Origin of the sequence: Streptomyces sp. M92 (genome assembly GCF_028473745.1) — a bacterium.
In the GTDB taxonomy this organism is placed as follows: domain Bacteria; phylum Actinomycetota; class Actinomycetes; order Streptomycetales; family Streptomycetaceae; genus Streptomyces.
This window is the reverse complement of record NZ_CP101137.1, coordinates 6,827,501-6,850,927: the sequence shown is the minus strand read 5'-3', so window position 1 is coordinate 6,850,927 and position 23,427 is coordinate 6,827,501. Positions and strand designations below refer to the sequence as shown.

At 73.1% G+C, this 23,427-nt stretch carries 19 protein-coding genes (1 of these 19 running past the window's edge); 10 read left to right on the top strand and 9 right to left on the bottom strand.

The features are described from left to right. Positions 1-49: 49 nt before the first annotated feature. The gene (locus M6G08_RS31615) at positions 50-1,135 is read right to left on the bottom strand and encodes an S-(hydroxymethyl)mycothiol dehydrogenase (RefSeq protein WP_272590557.1); all 1,086 of its coding nucleotides are present in this window, start codon (positions 1,133-1,135) and stop codon (positions 50-52) included. 149 nt (positions 1,136-1,284) lie between these two features. Then, positions 1,285-2,109, bottom strand: coding sequence for an IclR family transcriptional regulator (locus M6G08_RS31610; protein ID WP_272590556.1), 825 nt, complete (start codon positions 2,107-2,109; stop codon positions 1,285-1,287). 203 nt (positions 2,110-2,312) lie between these two features. Between M6G08_RS31610 and M6G08_RS31605 the strand changes: the two genes are divergently transcribed. After that, entirely contained in the window at positions 2,313-2,636 is a 324-nt protein-coding gene (locus M6G08_RS31605) for a bifunctional 3-phenylpropionate/cinnamic acid dioxygenase ferredoxin subunit (RefSeq protein WP_272590555.1), read from the top strand. Then, on the top strand, positions 2,633-3,817 hold the full coding sequence (locus M6G08_RS31600) for an NAD(P)/FAD-dependent oxidoreductase (protein WP_272590554.1): 1,185 nt from the start codon (positions 2,633-2,635) through the stop codon (positions 3,815-3,817). Before M6G08_RS31605 ends, M6G08_RS31600 begins: the two co-directional genes overlap by 4 nt. Positions 3,818-3,844: 27 nt before the next feature. Here the strand turns inward: M6G08_RS31600 and M6G08_RS31595 are convergent, their stop codons facing one another. Then, complete coding sequence (locus tag M6G08_RS31595; protein WP_272590553.1) at positions 3,845-4,459, bottom strand: hypothetical protein; 615 nt, start codon at positions 4,457-4,459, stop codon at positions 3,845-3,847. Positions 4,460-4,881: 422 nt separating this feature from the next. Here M6G08_RS31595 and M6G08_RS31590 point away from each other — a divergent pair, with 422 nt between their 5' ends. The 4 genes from M6G08_RS31590 (at position 4,882) to M6G08_RS31575 (ending at position 9,322) form a co-directional block, all read left to right on the top strand. After that, positions 4,882-7,812, top strand: coding sequence for a sensor histidine kinase (locus M6G08_RS31590; protein WP_272591487.1), 2,931 nt, complete (start codon positions 4,882-4,884; stop codon positions 7,810-7,812). Continuing rightward, complete coding sequence (locus tag M6G08_RS31585) at positions 7,809-8,243, top strand: roadblock/LC7 domain-containing protein (protein WP_272590552.1); 435 nt, start codon at positions 7,809-7,811, stop codon at positions 8,241-8,243. Before M6G08_RS31590 ends, M6G08_RS31585 begins: the two co-directional genes overlap by 4 nt. Before the next feature lie 10 nt (positions 8,244-8,253). Next, the gene (locus tag M6G08_RS31580; protein WP_073730731.1) at positions 8,254-8,649 is read left to right on the top strand and encodes a DUF742 domain-containing protein; all 396 of its coding nucleotides are present in this window, start codon (positions 8,254-8,256) and stop codon (positions 8,647-8,649) included. 67 nt (positions 8,650-8,716) lie between these two features. Then, positions 8,717-9,322, top strand: coding sequence for a GTP-binding protein (locus M6G08_RS31575; RefSeq protein ID WP_272590551.1), 606 nt, complete (start codon positions 8,717-8,719; stop codon positions 9,320-9,322). A 133-nt stretch (positions 9,323-9,455) separates the two neighbouring features. Here the strand turns inward: M6G08_RS31575 and glpK are convergent, their stop codons facing one another. The 3 genes from glpK to M6G08_RS31560 all read right to left on the bottom strand — a co-directional run bounded on the left by glpK (position 9,456) and on the right by M6G08_RS31560 (position 14,119). Then, on the bottom strand, positions 9,456-10,976 hold the full coding sequence (gene glpK, locus M6G08_RS31570; protein ID WP_272590550.1) for a glycerol kinase GlpK: 1,521 nt from the start codon (positions 10,974-10,976) through the stop codon (positions 9,456-9,458). Positions 10,977-11,025: 49 nt separating this feature from the next. Beyond that, a complete protein-coding gene (locus M6G08_RS31565) occupies positions 11,026-11,775 on the bottom strand; it encodes an MIP/aquaporin family protein (protein ID WP_272590549.1) in 750 nt (249 codons plus the stop codon). Between the two features lie 718 nt (positions 11,776-12,493). Further along, positions 12,494-14,119, bottom strand: a complete 1,626-nt coding sequence (locus tag M6G08_RS31560) for a GGDEF domain-containing protein (RefSeq protein ID WP_272590548.1) — start codon at positions 14,117-14,119, stop codon at positions 12,494-12,496. Between the two features lie 150 nt (positions 14,120-14,269). On the opposite strand from M6G08_RS31560, the gene M6G08_RS31555 reads away from it, so the two are divergent. Both M6G08_RS31555 and M6G08_RS31550 read left to right on the top strand, forming a co-directional pair. Beyond that, positions 14,270-15,079, top strand: a complete 810-nt coding sequence (locus M6G08_RS31555; protein ID WP_272590547.1) for a M15 family metallopeptidase — start codon at positions 14,270-14,272, stop codon at positions 15,077-15,079. A 47-nt stretch (positions 15,080-15,126) separates the two neighbouring features. Further along, the gene (locus M6G08_RS31550) at positions 15,127-15,663 is read left to right on the top strand and encodes an NUDIX domain-containing protein (protein WP_272590546.1); all 537 of its coding nucleotides are present in this window, start codon (positions 15,127-15,129) and stop codon (positions 15,661-15,663) included. Positions 15,664-15,687: 24 nt separating this feature from the next. Here the strand turns inward: M6G08_RS31550 and M6G08_RS31545 are convergent, their stop codons facing one another. Then, the gene (locus tag M6G08_RS31545) at positions 15,688-18,045 is read right to left on the bottom strand and encodes a glycoside hydrolase family 31 protein (RefSeq protein WP_272590545.1); all 2,358 of its coding nucleotides are present in this window, start codon (positions 18,043-18,045) and stop codon (positions 15,688-15,690) included. Positions 18,046-18,257: 212 nt separating this feature from the next. Between M6G08_RS31545 and M6G08_RS31540 the strand changes: the two genes are divergently transcribed. Further along, positions 18,258-20,234 (top strand): acetoacetate--CoA ligase, encoded by a 1,977-nt coding sequence (locus tag M6G08_RS31540; protein WP_272590544.1) that lies wholly within the window; start codon positions 18,258-18,260, stop codon positions 20,232-20,234. 121 nt (positions 20,235-20,355) lie between these two features. Next, positions 20,356-21,246 (top strand): DUF8829 domain-containing protein, encoded by an 891-nt coding sequence (locus tag M6G08_RS31535; protein ID WP_272590543.1) that lies wholly within the window; start codon positions 20,356-20,358, stop codon positions 21,244-21,246. A 70-nt stretch (positions 21,247-21,316) separates the two neighbouring features. On the opposite strand, the gene ptsP is transcribed toward M6G08_RS31535, so the two are convergent. Continuing rightward, complete coding sequence (gene ptsP, locus M6G08_RS31530) at positions 21,317-22,987, bottom strand: phosphoenolpyruvate--protein phosphotransferase (protein ID WP_272590542.1); 1,671 nt, start codon at positions 22,985-22,987, stop codon at positions 21,317-21,319. A gap of 77 nt (positions 22,988-23,064) precedes the next feature. Next, positions 23,065-23,427 carry the 3' portion of a PTS sugar transporter subunit IIA gene (locus tag M6G08_RS31525; RefSeq protein WP_272590541.1) on the bottom strand. It continues 87 nt past the right edge of the window, so the window shows 363 of its 450 coding nt (coding positions 88-450); the start codon falls outside the window, past its right edge; the stop codon is at positions 23,065-23,067.

The window sequence follows — 23,427 nt, the reverse complement described above, 5'->3', positions numbered from 1 at the left end:
CGGGGAACGGGCCGGGGGCCGCGGGAGCTCCCCCGGGGGCCGCGGGCGCTCACAGGACCACCACCGAACGCAGCACCTCGCCGCGGTGCATCTTGGCGAACGCCTCCTCCACCCCGTCCAGCGAGGTGGTCTCCGAGACGAAGGCGCCGAGGTCCAGCTGCCCGTGCAGGTACTGGTCGACGAGGAACGGGAAGTCGCGGCTCGGCAGGCAGTCGCCGTACCAGGACGACTTGACGGCGCCGCCGCGGGAGAACACGTCGATGAGCGGCAGCTCGACCGTGGTGTCCGGTGCGGGCACGCCGACCTGGACCAGCACGCCCGCGTGGTCGCGCATGTAGAAGGCCTGACGGAACGTCTCCGGGTGCCCCACGGCGTCGATCGCGAGGTCCACGCCGTGGCCGTCGGTGAGGGCGCGGACCGCCTCGACGGGGTCGGTGCCGCGGGAGTTGACGGTATGGGTGGCGCCGAACCGTTCGGCCCGGTCCAGTTTCCCGCCGTCGACGTCGATGGCGATGATCTTCATGGCGCCGTTCAGGGCGGCGCCCGCGATGGCCGCGTTCCCGACGCCGCCGCAGCCGATGACGGCGACCGAGTCGCCCCGGCCCACGCCGCCGGTGTTGACCGCGGCCCCGTAACCCGCCATCACACCGCAGCCGATCAGGCCGGCCGCCTCGGGCCGGGCCGCCGGGTCCACCTTCACTGCCTGCCCCGCCGCGACCAGACTCTTCTCGGCGAAGGCGCCGATGCCGAGGGCGGCGGTCAGCGGGGTGCCGTCGAGGAGCGTCATCGGCCGGGCGGCGTTGCGGGAGTCGAAGCAGTACCAGGGGCGGCCGCGGCGGCAGGAGCGGCACGCGCCGCAGGGGGCGCGCCAGGCGAGCACGACGTAGTCGCCCGGTTTCAGGTCGGTGACGCCCTCTCCGACCGCCTCGACCGTGCCGGCCGCCTCATGGCCCAGCAGGAACGGGAAGCCGTCCGTGATCGCGCCCTCCCGGTAGTGCAGGTCCGTGTGGCAGACCCCGCAGGCCTGCACGGCGACGAGGACCTCGCCGGGGCCCGGGTCCGGGACGACGATCGTCCGCACCTCGACCGGTGCGCCCTTCTCGACAGCGACTACGGCACGGACCTCGTGTGTCACGACAAGCTCCTCAGCTGTTGCGCAGTGCACGATGGGTTGCGCTATGAGGAACATAGTGGGAAGGCCGGAGAGCGGCCGTCAAGAGGTGCGGGACAACGTCCGGGAGAACCCCCTCGGCGCCGCGCCGCGCCACGCGGGCGCGTGCCCGGTCAGCCGCCGTAGCCCATACGGCGGGACAGCTCCACCCCCGCCGCCAGGGTCCGCTCGGCCAGGTCCGTGAGTCGCTCCGGGGTCAGCCGGTACACCGGGCCCGAGACGCTGATCGAGGCGATCACCTTGCCGTCGTGGGAGCGCACGGGAGCCGCCACGGCGGCGAGCCCGATCTCCAGCTCCTCCTGCGTGATCGCGTAGCCCTGGTCCGTCACGGTCGCCAGCTCGCCGCGCAGCACCGCCGCGCCGGTAACGGTGTGCTCGGTGAACCGGTGCAGGGGGCGGGCCAGCAGGCCTTCGCGCAGGGTGGTCGGCAGGTGGGCCAGCAGTACCTTGCCGCTGGCGGTGGCGTGCAGCGGGGTGCGCCGGCCGAGCCAGTTCTGCGCCGTCACCGAGGCGGTGCCGCGGGCCTGCATGATGTTGACCGCCGCGTCGTCGTCGAGCACCGCGATGTTCGACGTCTCGCCCAGTTCGTCGGCGAGTTCGCGGCAGACCGGAACGCCCTCCTGCGAGATGTCCAGCCGCACCGCCGCCGCGCCCGCGAGCCGCAGCACTCCCGCCCCCAGGTAGTACTTGCCGCGCTCCTTCTCCTGGGCGACCAGGCCGCGGTTCTCCAGGACGCCGAGCAGGCGGAACGCGGTGGACTTGTGCACGTCCAGTTCGTCGGCGATCTCGGTGACGCCGGCCTCGCCGTGCCGGGCGAGGATCTCCAGGACGCTCACGGCGCGGTCCACCGACTGCACACCGCTCGCCGCGCCTCTGCCGGCCTGCTTGTTCTCCACGCGGTCCTCACCATGGTCGGGCTGCTTGTGCGTGCGGGGCATGGCTCGACTCCCACCACCTGACGGCCCTTTCGGGCCGCGTCCGCGGGAAGCCCTTGACGCCAAGGGCACCCGCCCGGATTCTGTTGCGTATAGCGCTCTCCAGTGCGCCATGTGAAACATCATGTTACCGAAGCGTCCGGATCGCGGAAGGGTACGCGTGCCGCCCCCTTCCCACCACGCGGTCCGTACCGAGAGGGGAGCCCATGATTCCCGTCTGCCGTCTCGAAGACCTCCCCAAGGGTGAGTCCGTCCGCGTCGCCACCAGTCCGCCGATCGCCGTCTTCCACACCGACGACGGCGACCTCTACGCCATCGACGACACATGCAGCCACCAGGACGCCTCCCTCTCCGAGGGCTGGCTGGAAGGCTGCCTGGTCGAGTGCCCGCTGCACGCGGCCTCCTTCGATCTCCGCACCGGCCTGCCGACCTGTCTTCCGGCCCGCCGGCCCGTCCGCACCCACGGCGTCGTCGTCGAGGGCGGTGTGGTCCACGTCCGTCTCGCCGCGCAGGAGGGCAGTGCCGCATGAGGACCGTAGCCGTCGTCGGCGCCTCCCTGTCCGGCCTGTACGCCGCCCGTGAACTGCGGGCCCAGGGCTTCGACGGCCGCCTGGTGATCGTCGGCGACGAACCCCACCGCCCCTACGACCGGCCTCCCCTCTCCAAGGACTTCCTCACCGGCCGCACCGGCGAGGAGCAACTGGCGCTCACCGACAGTGAGGAGACCGCCGCTCTGGACGCGGAGTGGCTGCTCGGCGTACGCGCCCGCGGCCTGGACGCCCGCGGCCGTACGGTGCTCCTCGACGACGGCCGCACCGTGTCCGCCGACGGTGTCGTCGTCGCCACCGGCGCGTCGGCCCGGCGCCCCCCGGTCCGCGACCTCGCCGGTCTCCACACCCTGCGGACCCTGGACGACGCCCGCGCCCTGCGCGCGGAACTCACCCGCGGCCCCCGCCGGGTCGTCGTCGTGGGCGGCGGCTTCATCGGAGCGGAGACCGCCTCCTCGTGCGCCGCCCTCGGGCACACCGTCACCGTCGTGGAAGCCGCCCCGCTGCCACTCGTGCCCCAACTCGGCGCCGGCATGGCCGCCGTGTGCGCCGGGCTGCACCGCCGTGCCGGAACGGAACTGGTGACCGGCGCGACCGTCACCGCGCTGCGCGGTACGGCCGCCGTCACCGCCGTGTCGCTCTCCGACGGCCGGACCCTCCCGGCGGACGTGGTGGTCTTCGGTATCGGCGCCGCGCCCAACACCGCCTGGCTGGCCGGTTCGCCGCTGGTGCTGAACGAGGGAGTCCTGTGCGACGACGGCTGCGTCACGTCCCTGGCGCAGGTGGTCGCCGTCGGCGACGTGGCCCGCGTCGGCGGCACACGGGCGGAGCACTGGACCTCCGCCACCGGGCAGCCCCGCGTCGCCGTGACCAACCTGCTCGCCGGGCGAACCGTGCGCAGCGCCGGAGAGGAGTCGTACTTCTGGTCGGACCAGTACGGCGCCCGCATCCAGTTCACCGGCCGACGCCTGCCCGGGGACAGTGTCCGCATCACCGAGGGCGGAATCGCCGGCGGCGCTCCGGGTCCGGACGGATTCCTCGCCCGCTACGAACGGGACGGACGGACGACCGCGGTGCTCGCTGTGGACCGCCCGCGCGCCTTCACGCGGGCCCGACGCGAACTCGCCCGAGAGGCCGGACTGGTCCGGTCCGCTCAGTCGTGAACGGAGCCCTCCCCGGGCCCGGCCGGCTCAGGGGTGCGACAACTGCCCCGCGCCGCCCCGCCCGCGTATCCGCTCCTGTGCCCGCTCCGCGGACCGGGCCTGGCGCCTCGCCCGTCGCCGCTCGCGCCGCATCGCGCGCGCGGTGCTGCTCGGCACGGACACCACGCCGTGCCGCTGGTTCCATACCTGCCGGGTCACCCACACGTCCAGCACGCCCCACGTGGCCACCACCGTGCCCGCCACGCTGCCGAGCACCATGGGGAACGCCAGCCAGGACCCGGCCAGCGTGCACAGGAAAGCCACCATCGCCATGATCAGCGTCACGGCCACGACCAGCACCGCCCGCACGGCCGCCGTACGCACCGGATCCGGCAGCCGGCGCCGCCGGGCGGGCTCCTCCGTCCACAACGGCCGGTAGGCCGGTCGCTCTTCAGGCTCTCCGTACCCGTCCGCCCGAATCCGCCGCTCCTGTCCCGGCCCGTCCTGCCCCGGCCCGTCCTGCCCCGGACCAGCTTGCTTTGGCCCGTCCGGTCCCGCCGCCGGAATACCGCGATCCGGCGCCTCGCGCGCCGAGCGGGCCGTCGCCCCGGCCGCACCACCGGCCTCGGGCGCCTTGCGCCGTTCCGCCGTGCCCATCACCATGTCACTCCCCACCGCCTGCAAACCGCTCGCCCGTGTCCTGGGACACGGCTCCCCTCTGGCTGCCCGGCTTGCGCTGCTTTACGCCGCCCGGAGACGGGATGCGGCTCCTGTGGCCGATTCCGCCTCCATTTCCCGTAGTGAAGGACGAACGACGGCCGCTCAAGATTCCCGGGAAGCCCACCCGGCCGAAAGAATCCGGCCAACCCACCCGCTCTCCCGGCGGGGCGCTCCACCCCGCCCGCCGTCGGATCCCGGTGGGCAATCTCCCGCAATGGCCGGACAACCGACCATCGCCCCACGGCGGTGCGGAAGTTCGGGTTCCGGACAGGTCTTCGAGTTACCCGTGTGTCAGTAGTAGGCTCGCGCCGTTTGTTGACGCACATGTGTACCCCCTGCCGGTGGGGGACGAGCTGGGGGAGGCCATGCGCTTTCGCGGGAAGTCGATCCGCCGGAAGATCGTGGCGCTGCTTCTCGTGCCGCTGGTCTCCCTGACCGCGATCTGGGGCTTCGCCACGGTGCTCACGGGACGCGAGGCGAGCCGCCTGTTCGACGTCACCACCGTCGTCGAGGAGATCGGCTACCCGGTCGAGGACACCATCCGCGTCCTCCAGCAGGAACGCCGCCAGACCCTCGTCCACCTCGCCGACCCGCGCGCCTCCGACGGGCTGGCCGCCCTGGAGCGCAGCCGCACCGCCACCGACGAGGCCGTCGCCGAGATCCGCCGGGGCGCCGCGGACGCCGACGTGCGTGACGCGATGGGCCGGGCCGAACAGGAGCGGCTGACCGCCGTGCTGGACGCCTTCGACGGCATAGGCTCGCTGCGCCGGAGCGTCGAGGACGGCACCGTCGACCGCGCTCAGGCGCTCGGCCTCTACAACCGGCTCGTCGACCCCTGCCACGAGCTGCTCGCCAACCTCCACGTCGTCGACGACGTGAACCTGGACAAGCAGTACCGCGCACTCGTCAACGTCTCCCGCGCGCGCGAGCTGCTCTCCCGCGAGGACGCCCTCCTCGGCTCCGCCCTGGTCACCGGCCGGCTCACCCGCGCCGAGACCCGTGACGTCTCCGACCTCGTCGCCCAGCGGACCATGATGTACGACATCAACCTCCCGCTGCTGCCCGCCGCCGAACGCGGCCGTTACCAGCGTTTCTGGAGGAACGCCGCCTCCGCCCCCCTGCGGACCGCCGAGCAGGCGGCCGTCTCCACCGAGGCCGGAATGCCCCGCGGCGTCACCGCCCAGAGCTGGGACACCGCCGCGGGCAGCGTCCTCGACGAACTGGGCGACCTCGACGACCACGCCGCCGACCGCTACCAGGACCGCGTCGACCCGGTCGCGACGAACACCATCGCCAAGGTGGTCGTCGCCGGTGCCCTCGGCCTGATCGCCCTGCTGTTCTCCCTCTTCCTGTCCGTGCGCGTCGGCCGTTCCCTCATCCGCGACCTCAGGCAGCTGCGCCTCGAGGCCCACGAGGCGTCCGGCGTCCGCCTGCCCAGCGTGATGCGCCGCCTCTCGGCGGGCGAGGAGGTGGACGTCGAGACAGAGGTGCCGCGCCTGGAGTACGACAGGAACGAGATCGGCGAGGTCGGCCAGGCCCTCAACACCCTCCAGCGCGCCGCCGTGGAGGCCGCCGTGAAGCAGGCCGAACTCCGGGCCGGCGTCTCCGAGGTCTTCGTCAACCTCGCCCGGCGCAGCCAGGTCCTGCTGCACAAGCAGCTCACCCTGCTGGACACCATGGAGCGCCGCACCGAGGACACCGAGGAACTCGCCGACCTCTTCCGCCTGGACCACCTGACCACCCGCATGCGCCGGCACGCCGAGGGCCTGGTCATCCTCTCCGGCGCCGCCCCCTCCCGGCAGTGGCGCAAGCCGGTCCAGCTGATGGACGTGGTGCGGGCCGCCGTCGCCGAGGTCGAGGACTACGAGCGCATCGAGGTCCGCCGGCTGCCCCGCGTCGCCGTCACCGGCCCGGCCGTCGCCGACCTCACCCACCTGGTGGCAGAACTCCTGGAGAACGCCACGGTGTTCTCCCCACCGCACACCGCCGTACAGGTCCTGGGCGAGCGCGTCGCCAACGGCTTCACCCTGGAGATCCACGACCGGGGCCTCGGTATGGCGGCCGACGCCCTCCTCGACGCCAACCTCCGGCTCGCCGAGACACCGGAGTTCGAGCTGTCCGACACCGACCGGCTCGGCCTCTTCGTCGTCAGCCGGCTCGCCCAGCGGCAGAACGTCCGGGTGTCCCTGCAGCCCTCCCCGTACGGCGGCACCACGGCCGTCGTCTTCGTCCCCGACGCGCTCCTGACCGACGACGCCCCGGACACCAACGGCGTCGGCTTCCGTCTCGACCGCCCCCAGCACGCGACGGAGAAGAAGCGGGAGGAGAGCCGCCGTTCCGCCCTGGCCCACGTCCCCGCACGACTGCCGGGACGGTCGTCCCCGTTGCTGGACGGGCCGGTGGAACTCGAGGCACCCGTCGACCTGGACGCCCTCGACGACCTGGCGGGCGGGCTCGGCGACCAGGACAGCGAACGCGGCGGCCTGTTCCGCCCGCGCCGCTCCCTCGTCACGGCGGACGACGCCCCGCCGGTCGCCCGCCGCTCGGACGGGGGACGCCAGGACCGGGACGACGACGCCGCGTCAGCGGGGGGTGAGGAGGCGGCGAGCGGGCCGGTCGCGCTGCCGCGCCGCCGGACCCCGAAACTGGTCAGCTCGCACGGGCGGCCGGTCCCCGAACGGCCCGACCGGGACGACGTGGCAGGGACGCCCGCGAAGGACTCGGCCCGGACAGAAGCCCGGACGACGCCGGGGGGACGACCGGACGAGCCCCCCGCGCTCCCGGCCCGCCGCCGGCGCGAGAACCGCGCCGAGAACCGCGCCGAGGACCGAGCAGGCAGCCGTACCGCCGGTCGTGACGGCGGCCGGGGCAGCACCGGCACCGACCGCGCGGAGACCGACGCGCTGCCGTCCCTGCCGGCCCGCCGCCGCGGCGCGTCTCCCACGCCCGGGGGCTCTTCGGCCCACGACGGCGAGCGCCGCGCCCGGGGCACCGACCCCGCACCCGACGCCCCGGGCACACCGCCCGCCGCCGAACCCGGGACGGGTGCCCTGCCCCGGCGGGTACGGCAGGCCAATCTCGCCCCCCAGCTGAGGCAGAGCACCGAAAGACCGGCCGAGAACCGCCCCGACCCCGCCGACCGGGACGCCGAGGAGGTACGCAGCCGTATGGCCTCGCTCCAGCGCGGCTGGCAGCGCGGCCGCCGGGAGAACGCCGAGGGGGACGACGTCCCCGGCGGCACAGCACCACAAGCACCACAAGCACCACGAGGAACGACTAAGGGGGACGGTCGATGACCGCACCGAAGGCGACCGGCCAGACCACCACCAAGTCCGTCGAGCTCAACTGGCTCCTCGACGACCTGGTGGACCGTGTCGCGAGCATCCGCAAAGCCGTCGTCCTGTCCGGCGACGGACTGGCGACCGGGGCGTCCAAGGACCTGACCAGGGAGGACAGTGAGCACCTGGCGGCCGTGGCGTCCGGCTTCCACAGCCTCGCCAAGGGAGTGGGCCGCCACTTCGAGGCGGGCAGCGTCCGGCAGACGGTCGTCGAACTGGACGACGCCTTCCTGTTCGTCACCGCGGCCGGCGACGGCAGCTGCCTCGCCGTCCTCTCGGACGCCGACTCCGACGTCGGCCAGGTCGCCTACGAGATGACCCTCCTCGTGAAGCGGGTCGGCGCGCACCTGGGCACCGCCCCGCGCACCGATCTCCCCTCGGGTGGGTAAGCAGGGTGACATGAGCGCAGACGGTCAGGGAAGCAACCACTGGTTCGACGACGAGGCCGGCCCCGTCGTCCGTCCGTACGCCATGACGCGCGGCCGCACCTCCAGTGCGGGCCAGCACCGCCTCGACCTGATCGCGGTGGTCGTCACGGAACCCCACGCGGACGATCCCGAAGCGGACGTCACGCTCGCCCCGGAGCACGTGGACATAGTCGGACTGTGCCGGCACACGCCCCTGTCGGTCGCCGAACTCGCCGCCGAACTGGACCTGCCCGTCGGGGTCGTACGGGTCCTGGTCGGTGATCTCGTGGACAGCGAACTGGTCCACGTGAACCGGCCCGTGCCCCCGGCCGAACTGCCGGACGAGGGCATCCTGCGCGACGTGATCAACGGCCTGAGGGCACTGTGAAGGGGCACGGGAGCGCCGCGAACCGGCTCGGGGACACGGCAAGCGGCACGTTAAGGAGAAGAGATCGATGATCTTCGGGCGTTCTCAGCGCGGCAAGCCGCCGGTCGAGCCCGTCACGCTCAAGATCCTGGTGGCCGGCGGCTTCGGCGTCGGCAAGACCACCCTCGTCGGCGCGGTCAGCGAGATACGGCCGCTGCGCACCGAGGAGCTGCTCACCGAGGCCGGACGGCCCGTCGACGACGTCAGCGGGGTGGAGGCCAAGCACACGACCACCGTAGCCATGGACTTCGGCCGGATCACCCTGCGCGAGGACCTGGTCCTGTACCTCTTCGGCACGCCCGGCCAGGAGCGGTTCTGGTTCATGTGGGACGAGCTCTCCGAGGGCGCGCTCGGCGCGGTCGTCCTGGCCGACACCCGCCGCCTGGAGGACTGCTTCGCCGCCGTCGACTACTTCGAGCGCCGCTCCATCCCGTTCCTGGTCGGCGTCAACTGCTTCGAGGGATCGGCCCGCTACCCGGCCGAGACCGTCCGCCAGGCCCTGGACCTCGACGCGGACGTGCCACTGGTGATGTGCGACGCACGCGACCGGGAGTCGGTCAAGGAGGTCCTCGTCGGAGTGGTCCAGCACGCCATGGCCCAGGCCGCGGACCGACGGCGGGCCGTCACGACCTGACGGCTCCCGGGGGGAGGGGCGGACGACGTGCCCGAGGCACGGGAACGTGCCGCACGCGCGCGTGCCCCCCGAGTCCACCCGCGACCGGTCGCCGCCCACCGCCGGTCGCCGACCGCCCGCCGTCGCCCGCGCGCTAGCCGTCGCCGTCCTCCAGCCACCCGAAGCTCTTTTCCACCGCCTTGCGCCAGTTCCGGTACTCCCGGTCCCGCACCGACGCCTCCATGGCGGGCGCCCACTCGGCGTCCGGACGCCAGTGGGCCTTGAGCTCGTCGAGGCCGTTCCACACACCGGTGGCCAGCCCGGCCGCGTACGCGGCGCCCAGGCAGGTCGTCTCGGAGACCCGGGGCCGGATCACCGGCACGCCCAGGACGTCCGCCTGGTGCTGCATCAGCAGACCGTTCCCCGTCATGCCGCCGTCGACCTTCAGGGTCGTGATGCGCACCCCGGAGTCCTGGTACATGGCGTCCACGACCTCGCGCGTCTGCCAGCTCGTGGCCTCCAGCACCGCCCGCGCGAGGTGCCCCTTGGTGACGTACCGGGTGAGCCCGGTGACGACCCCGCGCGCGTCCGAACGCCAGTAGGGGGCGAACAGTCCGGAGAAGGCGGGCACGATGTACGCGCCGCCGTTGTCCGCCACGCTCGCCGCCAGCGGTTCGATCTCGTCGGCGCTGCGGATGATGCCCAGCTGGTCGCGGAACCACTGCACCAGGGCTCCCGTGACGGCGATCGACCCCTCCAGGCAGTACACGGGCGGCTCGTCGCCGATCTTGTAGCCCATCGTGGTCAGCAGCCCGCTCTTCGACGGCACCGGCCGCTCACCGGTGTTGAGCAGCAGGAAGCTGCCCGTGCCGTAGGTGTTCTTCGCCGTGCCCACGTCGTAGCAGGCCTGGCCGAACACGGCCGCCTGCTGGTCACCCAGGGCGGAAGCCACGGGTACGCCGGCGAGCTGCCCGACGGCGGTGCCGTAGACCTCGGCGGAAGACCTGATCTCCGGGAGGACGGCCTCGGGGATGTTCATGGCCGACAGGATGGACGGGTCCCACTTCAGGGTCCGGAGGTTCATCAGCATGGTGCGCCCGGCGTTGGTCACGTCCGTGACGTGCCGGCCGCCGTCGGTGCCGCCGGTGAGGTTCCAGATCAGCCAGGAGTCGATGGTGCCGAAGGCGATCTCGCCCCGCTCGGCGCGGGCCCTGAGCCCGGGCACGTTGTCGAGCAGCCAGGCCGCCTTCGGCCCGGAGAAGTAACTGGCCAGCGGCAGCCCGGTCTGCTCGCGGAAACGGTCCTGCCCGTCCGTGCCGCCCAACTGACGGCACAGCCCGGAGGTGCGCGTGTCCTGCCATACGATGGCGTTGTGGACGGGCTTGCCGGTCGCGCGGTCCCACAGCACCGTGGTCTCGCGCTGGTTGGTGATGCCCAGCGCGCTGAGCTGACCGGCGCGCAGTCCGGCCTTGGCGAGCGCTCCCGCGACCACGGCCTGCACCTTGGACCAGATCTCTGTGGCGTCGTGTTCCACCCAGCCGGGCCTGGGGAAGATCTGACGGTGCTCGCGCTGGTCCACGGCGACGATCGTGCCGTCCCGGTCGAAGACGATGCAGCGGCTCGAGGTTGTGCCCTGGTCGATTGCGGCGACGTACTGGGCGGAGTGGTCCGTCATGGCTACCCCTTGGGCTGGGCCGGTTGTCGGGGAGTGCTGCGTCGGCCGGTCAGAAGGCCGCGTTGTAGATCAGCCCGGCGAGCGCCCCGCCGATCAGCGGGCCTGCCACCGGGATCCACGCGTAACTCCAGTCGGAAGTTCCCTTGTTCGGGATCGGCAGGAACGTGTGCACGATGCGCGGGCCGAGGTCGCGCGTCGGGTTGATGGCGTAGCCGGTCGGCCCGCCGAGGGAGAGACCGATGCCGACGACGAGCAGGGCGACGATCAGCACCAGCGTCCCGGACTCGCCGAGCCCTTCCGTCAGCCCGAAGGCGAGGATCGGCAGGACGAGCCCCACGGTCGCGATGATCTCCGTCACCAGGTTGGCGACCGGGTTCCGGATCTCCGGAACGGTCGAGAAGATGCCGAGCGTCGGCACCGGTTCGTCCGCCGTGCCCTCGGTGGTGCCGGTCCTGCGCACGTTGGCCTGGAACTGCGCGAAGTACGTGAGGTAGCACAGCACGGCGCCCAGCATCGCGCCGACGAACTGCCCCAGCACGTACACCCAGACCTTGCCCCACTCACCGGTGTCGACGGCGATCCCGAGCGTGACGGCCGGGTTGAGGTGTCCGCCCGAGAGCGGGGCCGCGGTGTACGCGCCGGCCAGCACGCCGAACCCCCAGCCGAACGCGATCACCACCCACCCCGCCGCCCGGGCCTTGCTGTACCTGAGGGTCACGGCGGCGCAGACGCCCGCGCCGAAGAGGATGAGGATCGCCGTGCCGATGATCTCGCCGACGAAGATGTCTCCGTTGCTCATGACGGCTCCTAGGCCCCGGACCGGGACGACCGGTCCCGGTCCGCACGTGCGGGTGCGCTTCCCATGGCGTCCTGCCCCGAGGGGGCGTGAGTGACGAGCGTGCCGTAGCAGCCGAACCGGCCGTGGGGGAGTGGACCTCGAAGCACAGGAGGACCCGCGCGACGCGGTGCCGGAATACGCCGAGATGTACGGCGATGTCGACTGACACCGGAAGTGTTCACCGGCACCCGCGGAGCGTCAAGGTGGCCGACCGCAACGGTTCGCGAGCCGCGCCGCGGCCGTCACGGGCCGGCTCCGGTCGGAGGGCGCGGCGCCGCTCGGTTGGTCTGTGTCGCTGTCTCCTTGGGGGTTGTGAGCGGGTTGCTTGGTGTGGGGAGGTTGTCGGTGCGCGGGTCCGGGTTGGTGTCCTGGGGGGTGTTTCGGGGTCGGTTCCGGTCGGGGGGCGCGATGCTGCTCGGCCGGTCTGTGTCGCTGCCTCCCCGGGGGCGTTGGGGGCGGGATTCCGGTGGCGCGGATGTCCGCGAGCGGGTTCGCGTCGCCGGCCCGGGGGCGCTCCGCGCCGCCTCCGGTCGACGGGGGAGCGGCACCTCAGTCGTTCTGCCCGCTGCCCAGGCCGGCCCGCGTGGATTCCCGTCGTCGGGAGCTCGTCCGTGAGCGGGGCCGCGTCGCGGCTCGGGGGCCGGCCCCGGGCCGGACCCCGCCGACGGGGAGGCCGCCGTCAGCCCGCCTGCGCCGCCGCCCGGTTCGAGCCGCGCCGGACCTCGTGCCCCGGCGTCCCCGCCCGGCCCAGCACCCAACTCGTCCCGCCCAACGCCTTCGCGGCCTCCTTCAGCGGGGCCAGACAGGCCGCCGCCCGCCGATGATCCGGCACGCTCCCGGGCAGACACAGGACCGTCGCCAGGGACAGTGTCACGGGCCGCCCGCATGCCGACCAGGGGACGTCCAGCACGGAGGCGGCCAGCGGATCCAGTTCTTCCGGATCGGTGAGCACCAGGAAGTCGTCGCCCCCGATGTGCCCCACATGGGTGGACTCCGACGCCGACCGCAGCAGAGTCCGGCCGACGGCCCGGATCAGCTCGTCGCCCGCCGCGAACCCGGCCCGGTCGTTCACCTGCTTGAAGTGGTCCACGTCGAGCCAGCTCAGCGTGAAAGCCCGCCCGTCCGCGATCCGCCGGTCCACCTCGTCCGTGATCGCGTCCGAGCCCGGCAGCCGGGTCAGCGGATTCAGCCCGGCCGCCTCCTCCACCCGGCTCTCGGCCAGCGCCCGTACGAGATCCGCGAGCCGTACGACGCCCACGCACCGTCCGTTCGCGTCGACCACGGCGACGTCGTCCGAGGTACGGCCCCGGCCGCCGACCGCCACGACGTCCAGCACCTCCCAGGCCGTCGCGTCGACGCCCACCGTCCGCGGCACGTCGCCGAGCTTGGCCGCGGGCCGGTCGGCGTACAGGGCGTGCCCGTAGCGCCCCGACATCGACAGCAGGAAGCGGGAACGGTGCACCGACCGCACCGGGACTCCGTTCCGGTCCACGAGCAGCACCCCGGACACGTCCGGCGACCCGGTCAGCAGCGCCCGTACCTGGCCCGCCGAAGCCGTCGCGGGCAGCAGCGCGGCCGGCCGCACGAACTGCCGCACCGACGGACCCGAACGCCGTGCCGGCGGGGCGCCGGGGGAGCCGGGCGGGACGTACACGTCCGCCGCCGGCAGCCGGGCGGGCGGCGCGAACAGTTCCCCCTGCGCCCACTGCGCGCCGGCCGACCGCGCGGCGGCGTACTGCGCCTCCGTCTCCACGCCCTCGACGGACAGCAGCGCCCCCAGTCCGTCGCAGAGCACCCGCATCGCCCGCACCGCCGCGGGCCGCGCGAGCAAGGAGGCGTCGAGCTTCACCAGCTCCGGCGCCAGGTCCGCCAGCAGCCGCAGCGGCGCGTCGCCGTCACCGACTCCGTCCGCACAGATCCGGAATCCCTGGCCCCGCACCGTGGACACCGCCTCCAGCAGCGCCCGCCGCGGCACGTGCGCGTACGGTGGGCAGACGTCCAGCGTGACCTCCCAGGGCATCCGCCCCGCCTCGCGCACGGCGTCGTACAGCGGCTGGAGGCCACCGAAGTCGGCCAGTGTGCCCGCGAACACGTTGACGTGCAGGGGCAGCAGGGTCTCCTTGCGCACCGCCGCGCGGAACGCGGACACCGCCAGCCGTCCGTCGAGTTCGGAGTCGCGGCGGGCCTCGGCAAGGATATCGCCGCTCTCCGGGCGGGCGAGTATCTCCAGCGCCGCGACCCCGCCGGTCATCAGGTTGACCACCGGTTGGAAGGCGAAGCGGAGACTGTCCGTCCAGGAGCGCACGGAAGCAGGATGGCGTCCCCGGCACCCGGCCGGGCCCAGTTCATGAGACGTTCACGCATGATTCCGAATGGCTCACAGAGCGTACGCGGCGGGGCGCCGCCGGCCCGCCCACTTCCCCCGTGCCGCTCTCGCCTGATAGATGCAGGGAGCATGACACGTATCCCCACCGCCTTCCGCGGACTGGTCACCGCCCTCGCCGCCCTGGTAGCCGTGACCGCCGCCCCCGCCACCGCCGAGGCGAAGCCCGAACCCAGGGCGCCCGAGGACTTCGTGTCCCTGAGGAGCGTCGATCCCACGATCATCCAGGAGATGCGCTACGTCACCCGGCACAACTTCGTCGGCGAGCCGATCGATGGCTACCGGCAGCGCCTGTGCATCCTCACCCGCCCCGCCGCCGAAGCCCTGCACCGGGCCCAGACCCGCCTGCTGCGCCAGGGCTACTCCCTCAAGGTGTACGACTGCTACCGGCCGCAGCGAGCCGTCGACCACTTCGTGCGCTGGGCCGAGGACCTCGACGACCAGCGGATGAAGGCCGAGTTCTACCCGGAGGTCGACAAGACCCGCCTGTTCGCCGACGGCTACATCGCCGAGAAGTCCGGTCACAGCCGCGGCTCGACCGTCGACCTCACCCTCGTCAAGCTCCCGGCCAGGCCGACCCGCCCCTACCACCCCGGACAGCCCCTGGTGCCCTGCTTCGCACCCCAGGCGGAGCGCTTCCCCGACAACTCCGTCGACATGGGCACCGGTTACGACTGCTTCGACACCCGTTCCCACACCCTCGACCCCCGCGTCCAGGGCGCCCAGCGAGCCAACCGGCTGCTGCTGAAGAACACCCTGGAGGACGCCGGCCTGGTGAACCTCCCCGAGGAGTGGTGGCACTTCACGTACAAGCCCGAGCCGTACACGGACACCTACTTCGACTTCCCGGTCTCCGCCAAGTCCCTCGCCGGCCGCCGCTGAGCCGCCTGCCGGAGCCGCCCGCCGAGCCGTCGGATACCGTCCGCCGCATGCCCGAACCTCAGTCCTCCGTCCCCGACTCCGCGCCCGGCTCCCACTGTTCGAGCTGCGGATCGCCCTACGGAGAGGGCGTCTCCGGCTGGCCCCGCACCTGCCCGGCGTGCGGCACCGCGGCCTACCGCAACCCGCTGCCGGTCGCGGTCGCCCTCCAGCCCGTCCACGACACACAGGGAACCGCCCTGGTCGTCATCACCCGAACCGTGTCCCCCGCGCGCGGGGGCGTCGCACTGCCCGGCGGCTACATCGACGACCGGGAGGACTGGCGGCAGGCCGTCGTCCGCGAACTCAGGGAGGAGACGGGCATCGACGCCGCGAGTCGCGACGTACGCCTGATCGACGCCATGAGCTCGCCCGACGGCCATCTGCTGCTCTTCGGACTCCTCCCGGAACGGCCGGCCGACAGCCTCCCGCCCTACGTCGCCACGAGCGAGACCGCCGGCCGGCACCTGCTGCGCAGGCCGGAAGAACTGGCCTTCCCGCTGCACACCCGGGCCGTACGGGCCTGGTTCGAGGGCCGCTATGTCTGAGGCGCCGCCGCGTCCGACCCGCCGCTACCTCGGGCCCGAACTCTCCGCCGGCCCGCGGACGCGGACCGGGCGGAACGGCTCGCACACGCCGTCCTCGCCCTGCCGCTCCACCACCACCCGCCGACCCTCCCAGCGCGAGCCGTACCGCTCGATCTCCGGTTCCTCCCAGCCGTCCCCCGCGTCCGGCACTACCAGTCCGCCGCCGGTCCGCCCCCGCGCGGGCGCCCACACCTCCAGCACCGTCCCACCGTCCTCCCCGCGCACCGGAATCACGGCACCCGCGCGGGCGAACACCGGAATCCGAGCCACGGGGGCGTCCACCAGAACCTGCGCGGGCCCCTCGTACGCCCGCCCCGTCGCCGTGTCGTACCAGCGCCCCCGGGGCAGCCGCACCGCACGGCGCTCCGCCCCCGGGTCCAGCACCGGCGCGACCAGCAGACAGTCGCCCAGCAGGAAGGCGTCCTCGCAGTCCCGCAGGGCCCGCTCCTCCGGAGCCGACCACCACAGGGGACGCACATAGGGAGCGCCCGTACGCCGGGCCAGGTGCGCCAGCGTCACGAAGTACGGCAGCAGCCGCCGCCGTCCGTCGAGCACCACGCGCGCGTGCTCCAGCACCTCGGCACCGAAGCCCCACGGCTCCCCCCGCGTGCGGAACAACGGCAGATGAGCAGCCAGCTGCAGCCACCGCAGATACAACTCCGGTGACTCACTCCCGCCGCCACCGCCCGCGTCCGGACCCGCGTACGGCACCCCGCACAGCCCGAGCCCCGTCACCACCGCCAGCGAGGCCCGCAGCCCGGGCCAGCCCGCACCCGCGCCCCCGGTCCACACACCGCCGTACCGCTGCATGCCCGCCCACCCGGAACGGGAGAGGACGAACGGCCGCTGCCCGGGCGTCAGCGCCCGCAACCCCTCGGCCCCCGCGCGGGCCATGCACAGCGCGTACACGTTGTGGGCCTCGCGGTGGTCGCCGTCCCGGCCCTCCAGCGAGTGCCGCGCCGAAAGCGGCAACGTCGGCTCTCCGAACGCGGCGAACGACGCGGGCTCGTCCAGGTCGTGCCAGAACCCGGCGAAACCCCGCCCGAGCCGCTCCTCGTACCAGCCGCCCCACCACTCGCGCACCCGCGCGCGCGTGAAGTCGGGAAAGACGACCTCCCCGGGCCGCGCCACCCCGCGCACGGGAGACCCGGAGGCGTCCCGCACGAACACGTCCTGCTCCGTCCCGCCCTCGTACACGGCGTTGCCGGGCACGGCCGGGACCGCGGGATCGACGACCGACACCAGCCGGACACCGTCCCGGCGCAGCTCCTCCGCGAGAACGGGCAGCTTGGGGAACCGCGTGTCGTCCACGGTGAACACCTGCCGGCCGTCGAGATGCCCGGCGCCCAGGTGCACCGCGTCCAGCGGCAGATCACGCTCCTGGAAACCGGCGACGACCTGCCGCACCTCCTGCTCGTCACCGGCACCCGACCGCGCGTGCTGGTGACCGAGCGCCCACGCGGGCGGCAGCGCGGGCGCCCCGGTGAGCGAGGCCCAGGCGAGCAGCACCCGCGCGGGCGTGCCCACCGCCACCCAGCACCGCAACGGACCCCCCTCCATCCGCAGCACGCTCCGCCCCGGCCGGTCGTGCCCCGACCCCGCCCCCTCCTCACCCTCCCGCAACGCCACCGTGCCGTCCCACGAACTGTCGTGGAACACCAGGTGCGTCCCCGCGTCCGCCACCACCAGCTGCACCGGCATCGTGACCGACGACCGGCCCCCGCCCGGCGCGAAGCCCGACTCCCGGCCGCCGTTCCACAACCGGTACGTACCTTCCCGCAGCCGGGGACCCGCGGACCGCCCGCCCAGCCCGAAGAACCGGGCGTCCGCCGCCACCTCCGACCGCAGCGTCCAGCGCGCCGGACCGCCGCCGGCCGGCTCCCACCAGCGCGGCGGCGCCTCCCGGCGCAACACCACGCCCCCGGGCGTACGCACCTCGATCGCCCCGTGCCGGGAGACCGCCACCGTCGCCCGCTCGGCCACCACCCGCCAGCCGCCGCCCTTGTCCGGCTCCAGCACCGCCCGCGGGTCCGGCTCCGGGCAACGGCCCGCCAACGCGTAAGACGGCTCCGGCCCGGCCCCGTCCCACCCCCAGAACACCGCCCCGTTCACGGCGACGAGGACGCGCAGCTGCGAGCGCGCGAACCGGACCGTCCCACCCCCGGGCCCGGGCTCGACCTCCCGCATCGCCCCCGGCACCCGGGCACGCTCCGCAATCCGCGGCGGCAGCCCCGCGGCGTCCGCCCGCCGCCTGCGCCACGCCGCCCGCACGGTACGCAAACCCTGCGCAGCCCCCGCGGAACCGACCGCTTTCATCGAACGCACCAGGTCACGACCGTCCATGCTGCTCACCCTGCCACCGACCGGCTCCCGCGCGGGACGCGTTCAACTGCCGTTCACCCGTGACGCCACCACATCTTCATGACGCCGACCATGTGGGGCGCGCCCTGGTGCGGAAGTCGATCACATGGCATCGTCCCTGTCAGCCGCGTCACGCGCACACCCCAGCCCGTGCGCGGAGGACGCACACGACGCGCACAGTCCGGGAGCCGCCCATGTCGACCGTGAACCCCCAGCCGCTCTGGCAGCCGGATCCGCAACGCATCGCGCGGGCCCGGATCACCGCGTTCCAGGCCTGGGCAGCCGAACACCACGGCGCGCCCGCCGAAGGCGGTTACGCGACCCTGCACCGCTGGTCCGTCGACGAACCCGACACGTTCTGGAAAGCGGTCACGGACTGGTTCGACGTACGCTTCACGGCCCCCTACGCGCGCGTACTGGGCGACCGCTCCATGCCCGGCGCCCAGTGGTTTTCCGGCGCCACGCTCAACTACGCCGAGCACGCCCTGCGCGCGGCGGCCACCCGCGCGGACGAACCGGCCCTCCTGTACGTCGACGAGACCCACGAACCCAGTCCCGTCACCTGGGCCGAACTGCGCCGCCAGGTCGGCTCGCTCGCCGCCGAACTGCGCGCCCTGGGCGTACGCCCCGGCGACCGTGTCAGCGGATACCTCCCCAACATCCCCCAGGCCGTGGTCGCCCTCCTCGCCACCGCCGCCGTGGGCGGAGTCTGGACCTCCTGCGCCCCCGACTTCGGCGCCCGCAGCGTCCTGGACCGCTTCCAGCAGGTCGAGCCCGTCGTCCTGTTCACCGTCGACGGCTACCGCTACGGCGGCAAGGAACACGACCGCCGAGAAACGGTCGCCGAACTCCGCCGCGAACTGCCCACCCTCCGCGCGGTGGTCCACATCCCGCTCCTCGGCAGCGAGGCCCCCGAAGGCGCGCTGGAGTGGGAGACGCTGACGGCCGCGGACACGGAACCCGTCTTCGAGCAACTGCCCTTCGACCACCCCCTGTGGGTGCTCTACTCGTCCGGCACCACCGGTCTGCCCAAGGCCATCGTGCAGTCCCAGGGCGGCATCCTCGTCGAGCACCTCAAACAGCTCGGCCTGCACTGCGACCTCGGCCCCGAGGACCGCTTCTTCTGGTACACCTCGACCGGCTGGATGATGTGGAACTTCCTCGTCTCCGGCCTCCTCACCGGCACCACGATCGTCCTCTACGACGGCAGCCCCGGCTTCCCGGACACCGGCGCCCAGTGGCGCATCGCCGAACGCACCGGCGCCACCCTCTTCGGCACCTCCGCCGCCTACGTCATGGCCTGTCGCAAGGCCGGTGTCCACCCCGCCCGCGACCACGACCTCTCCAAGGTCCAGTGCGTCGCCACCACCGGCTCCCCGCTCCCGCCCGACGGCTTCCGCTGGCTGCACGACGAGTTCGCCGCGAGCGGCGCCGACCTGTGGATCGCCTCCGTCAGCGGTGGCACCGACGTCTGCTCCTGCTTCGCGGGCGCCGTCCCCACGCTCCCGGTGTACATCGGCGAACTCCAGGCTCCCGGCCTCGGCACCGACCTGCAGTCCTGGGACCCCAGCGGCAAACCCCTGACCGACGAGGTCGGCGAGCTCGTCGTCACCAACCCCATGCCCTCGATGCCGATCCGCTTCTGGAACGACCCCGACGGCAGCCGCTACCGCGACAGCTACTTCGACACCTACCCCGGCGTGTGGCGGCACGGCGACTGGATCACCGTCACCTCACGGGGATCGGTCGTCATCCACGGCCGCTCCGACTCCACCCTGAACCGGCAGGGCGTCCGCATGGGCTCGGCCGACATCTACGAAGCCGTCGAGCGGCTGCCCGAGATCAGGGAATCCCTCGTGATCGGCGTCGAACAGTCCGACGGCGGCTACTGGATGCCCCTGTTCGTGCACCTCGCCCCCGGCGCCGCCCTCGACGAGGCCCTGCTGGCCCGCATCAAACAGACCATCCGCGAACAGCTCTCCCCGCGCCACGTCCCCGACGAAGTCATCGAGGTGCCCGGCATCCCGCACACCCTCACCGGCAAGCGCATCGAGGTCCCGGTCAAGCGCCTCCTCCAGGGCACCCCGCTGGACAAGGCGGTCAACCCCGGCTCCATCGACAACCTCGACCTGCTCCACTTCTACGAGGAACTCGCCCGTAAACGCACCTGACCAGGCGCTTCGCGAGCCGACCACGCATCCGACGGCCGGCTCGCGACGCCTGCCCCGACGCCGTTGTCAGTGCCGCCGGTTACTGTGAGTGAGCATTGATCGACTGTGCACAGGGGGAAAGATGGCGCGCACCGACCAGACCACACGACGCGTCCTGCGCCGGGAAATCGCCGGCACCATCGGACTGCTCACCGACGAGCACGACTTCCGCGCCATGCGGCGCTACCGAAGTTTCACCTTCGACGACCACGCCGCATATCTCCAGCAGGTGGAAGCCCTGCTCAAAACACGCGCAGCACAAGGCACCCACACCACGATCGCCCTCTTCGACCCCGAGGAGTACGCCGAATTCTGCACGGCGGCGGGCCTCGACCCCGACGCCCCGGCCAGCCGCAGCCGGTTCACCGCCGAACTCGCGGTCGGCGGCCCCACCGTGCCCTACGACGGCCGGCCACTCGCCGACCTCCTCCCCGCCCTGGTCGACGAAGCGGTCCGCCAGGCCACCCGGGAGTACGCCGCCACCCTCCTCGCTCGCCTCGGCAGCTGCGCGACCTGCGGCGAGCACTTGGGCCGAGCCGCCTACACCCGCGCATCGCGGCTCCTCCTACGGGTCCTCGAAACCGCCCCGCCAGGCAACCGCCACCTGGTCTGCAGCGTCTCGGGCTCCCCGGAAACCCTCGTCTCCGTACTCCACGCCGACGACGACCTCGACGGCACCCCGCACATCGACGAGGCCGAGGCCGTGGAATTCACCAGCGTCCTCGCCCTCGGCCTGGCCACCCACAGCCCGGGCGGCCTCGTCATGCGCGTCAGCACCCCGGGCGGCCCCGACCGCATCCACGGCTGGCGCCTGCGCGGATACGGCCTCGAACCCCTCACCGCCGGAGAGGTCTTCGACGCCTACTGCACCGACATCGAGTCCGGCGACCTCATCTCCCCGGAATCCAACGTCGACTACTGCGCGCCACCGGACCTCGGAGACGACCACATGCCACCGGGACACCACCACTGAACGCGCGCGGGGCGCCCCACCCGAAGGTGGAGCGCCCCGCACCCGGCCCCGCAGACGGCCTCGCCCGGCCCTACTCGCCGGACAGCACCGCGTGAGCGGCGCTGCGCGCCTCCTCGGCGCTCTCCGCCGCCCGGGCGGCCGCCGCCGCACGCTCACACTGAGCCAGCGTGAACTTCGCCAGCGTCGCCCGCACATAAGGCAGCGACGCGGCACCCATGGAAAGAGAGGTGACGCCCAGACCGGTCAGCACACACGCCAGCAGCGGGTCCGACGCCGCCTCACCGCAGACACCGCAGCTCTTGCCCTCGGCCTTCGCCGCCTCCGCCGACAGCGCGACCAGGTCGAGGAGGGCCGGCTGCCACGGGTCCTGGAGCCGGGACACCGCGCCCACCTGGCGGTCGGCCGCGAAGGTGTACTGCGCGAGGTCGTTCGTCCCCAGCGACAGGAACTCGACCTCCTGCAGCACCGAGCGCGCCCGCAGCGCGGCCGACGGGATCTCCACCATCGCGCCGAACTTCGCCCGCAGCCCGGCCTCGCGGCAGGCGTCCGCGAACGCCTTGGCGTCGGCGCGGTCCGCCACCATCGGGGCCATGACCTCGAGGTAGACCGGCAGGCCTTCAGCCGCCTTCGCCAGCGCGGTGAGCTGCGTGCGCAGCACCTCGGGGTGGTCCAGCAGCGTCCGCAGCCCGCGCACACCCAGCGCGGGGTTCGGCTCGTCGCCCGGCGTCAGGAAGTCCAGCGGCTTGTCCGCTCCGGCGTCCAGCACCCGCACGACCACCCGGCCCTCCGGGAAGGCCTCCAGCACCTGGCGGTACGCGGCGACCTGCTTCTCCTCGGACGGCGCGTTCTCGCTGTCGTCGAGGAAGAGGAACTCGGTACGGAAGAGACCCACACCCTCCGCACCGGCCTCGACCGCGGCGGGCACGTCGGCGGGGCCGCCGATGTTCGCGAGCAGCGGCACCTTGTGCCCGTCCGAGGTCGCGCCCGGCCCCGTCGATGCGGCCAGCGCGGCCTTGCGCTCGGCCGCCTCAGCCTCCATCCGAGCCTTCTTCTCCGCGCTGGGGTTCACGAAGATCTCGCCGGTGCTGCCGTCCACGGCGACGACCGTGCCCTCGGGAAGCTCCCCGGCACCGGGCAGCGCCACCACGGCGGGCACCCCGAGCGCCCGCGCGAGAATCGCGCTGTGGCTGGTCGGTCCACCCTCCTCGGTGACGAAACCGAGCACCAGCGTCGGGTCGAGCAGGGCCGTGTCCGCCGGCGCGAGGTCGCGCGCGATGAGGACGTAGGGCTCGTCGCTGTCCGGCACGCCCGGCATCGGCACCCCGAGCAGACGCGCGACGATACGGTTCCGCACGTCGTCGAGGTCCGCCACACGACCCGCCAGATACTCACCGGCACCGGCCAGAAGGGCGCGATAAGCCGCGAAGGCGTCGTACGCCGCCCGCTCGGCCGTGCTGCCAACGGCGATCCGCCGCTCCACGTCCGCCATCAACTCGGGGTCCTGGGCCATCATGGCCTGTGCCTCGAGCACCGCCTGGGCTTCGCCCCCCGCCAGATTGCCGCGCGCCATCAGATCGGCGGCCACAGCTTCCACGGCCTTGCGGGCGCGCCCCTGCTCACGCTCGGCGTCCTCGGCCGGAATCTGCTTCGCCGGCGGCTCGAGCACCGCCGTCCCCATGTGCCGAACCTCGCCGATCGCCACGCCGTGGCTGACACCGACGCCTCGCAGCGTTGTCTCCATCTCACCCGTCCCGATAGTGCGGCGGGTCCCGCCGCCGCGGTGGTTGTCCTGCCAGCCGTCCTTCGACGGCGCCGGCGTCACTTCCAGAGGAAGAGACTCTCGCCGGCCTTCACCTCTCCGTCCTCACGGAGTTCGGTGAGGGCCTCGGCGGTCGCTTCGAGGGCCACGATCGGGCAGACCGGCGACTTGCCCGCGGCCTCGACGGCGGCCGGGTCCCAGCGCACCACCCCCTGCCCGCGCACGACGGTGTCCCCCTTGTTCACCAGCAGCTCGAAGCCCTCCCCGTTGAGCTGCACGGTGTCGATACCGAGGTGGGTGAGAACACCGTGCCCGCTCTCATCGACCACGACGAAGGCGTGCGGGTGCAGGGAGACGATGACCCCGTCCACGGGGGCCACTGCCTCGCCGGGCTCCCGGACGGGGTCGATGGCGGTACCCGG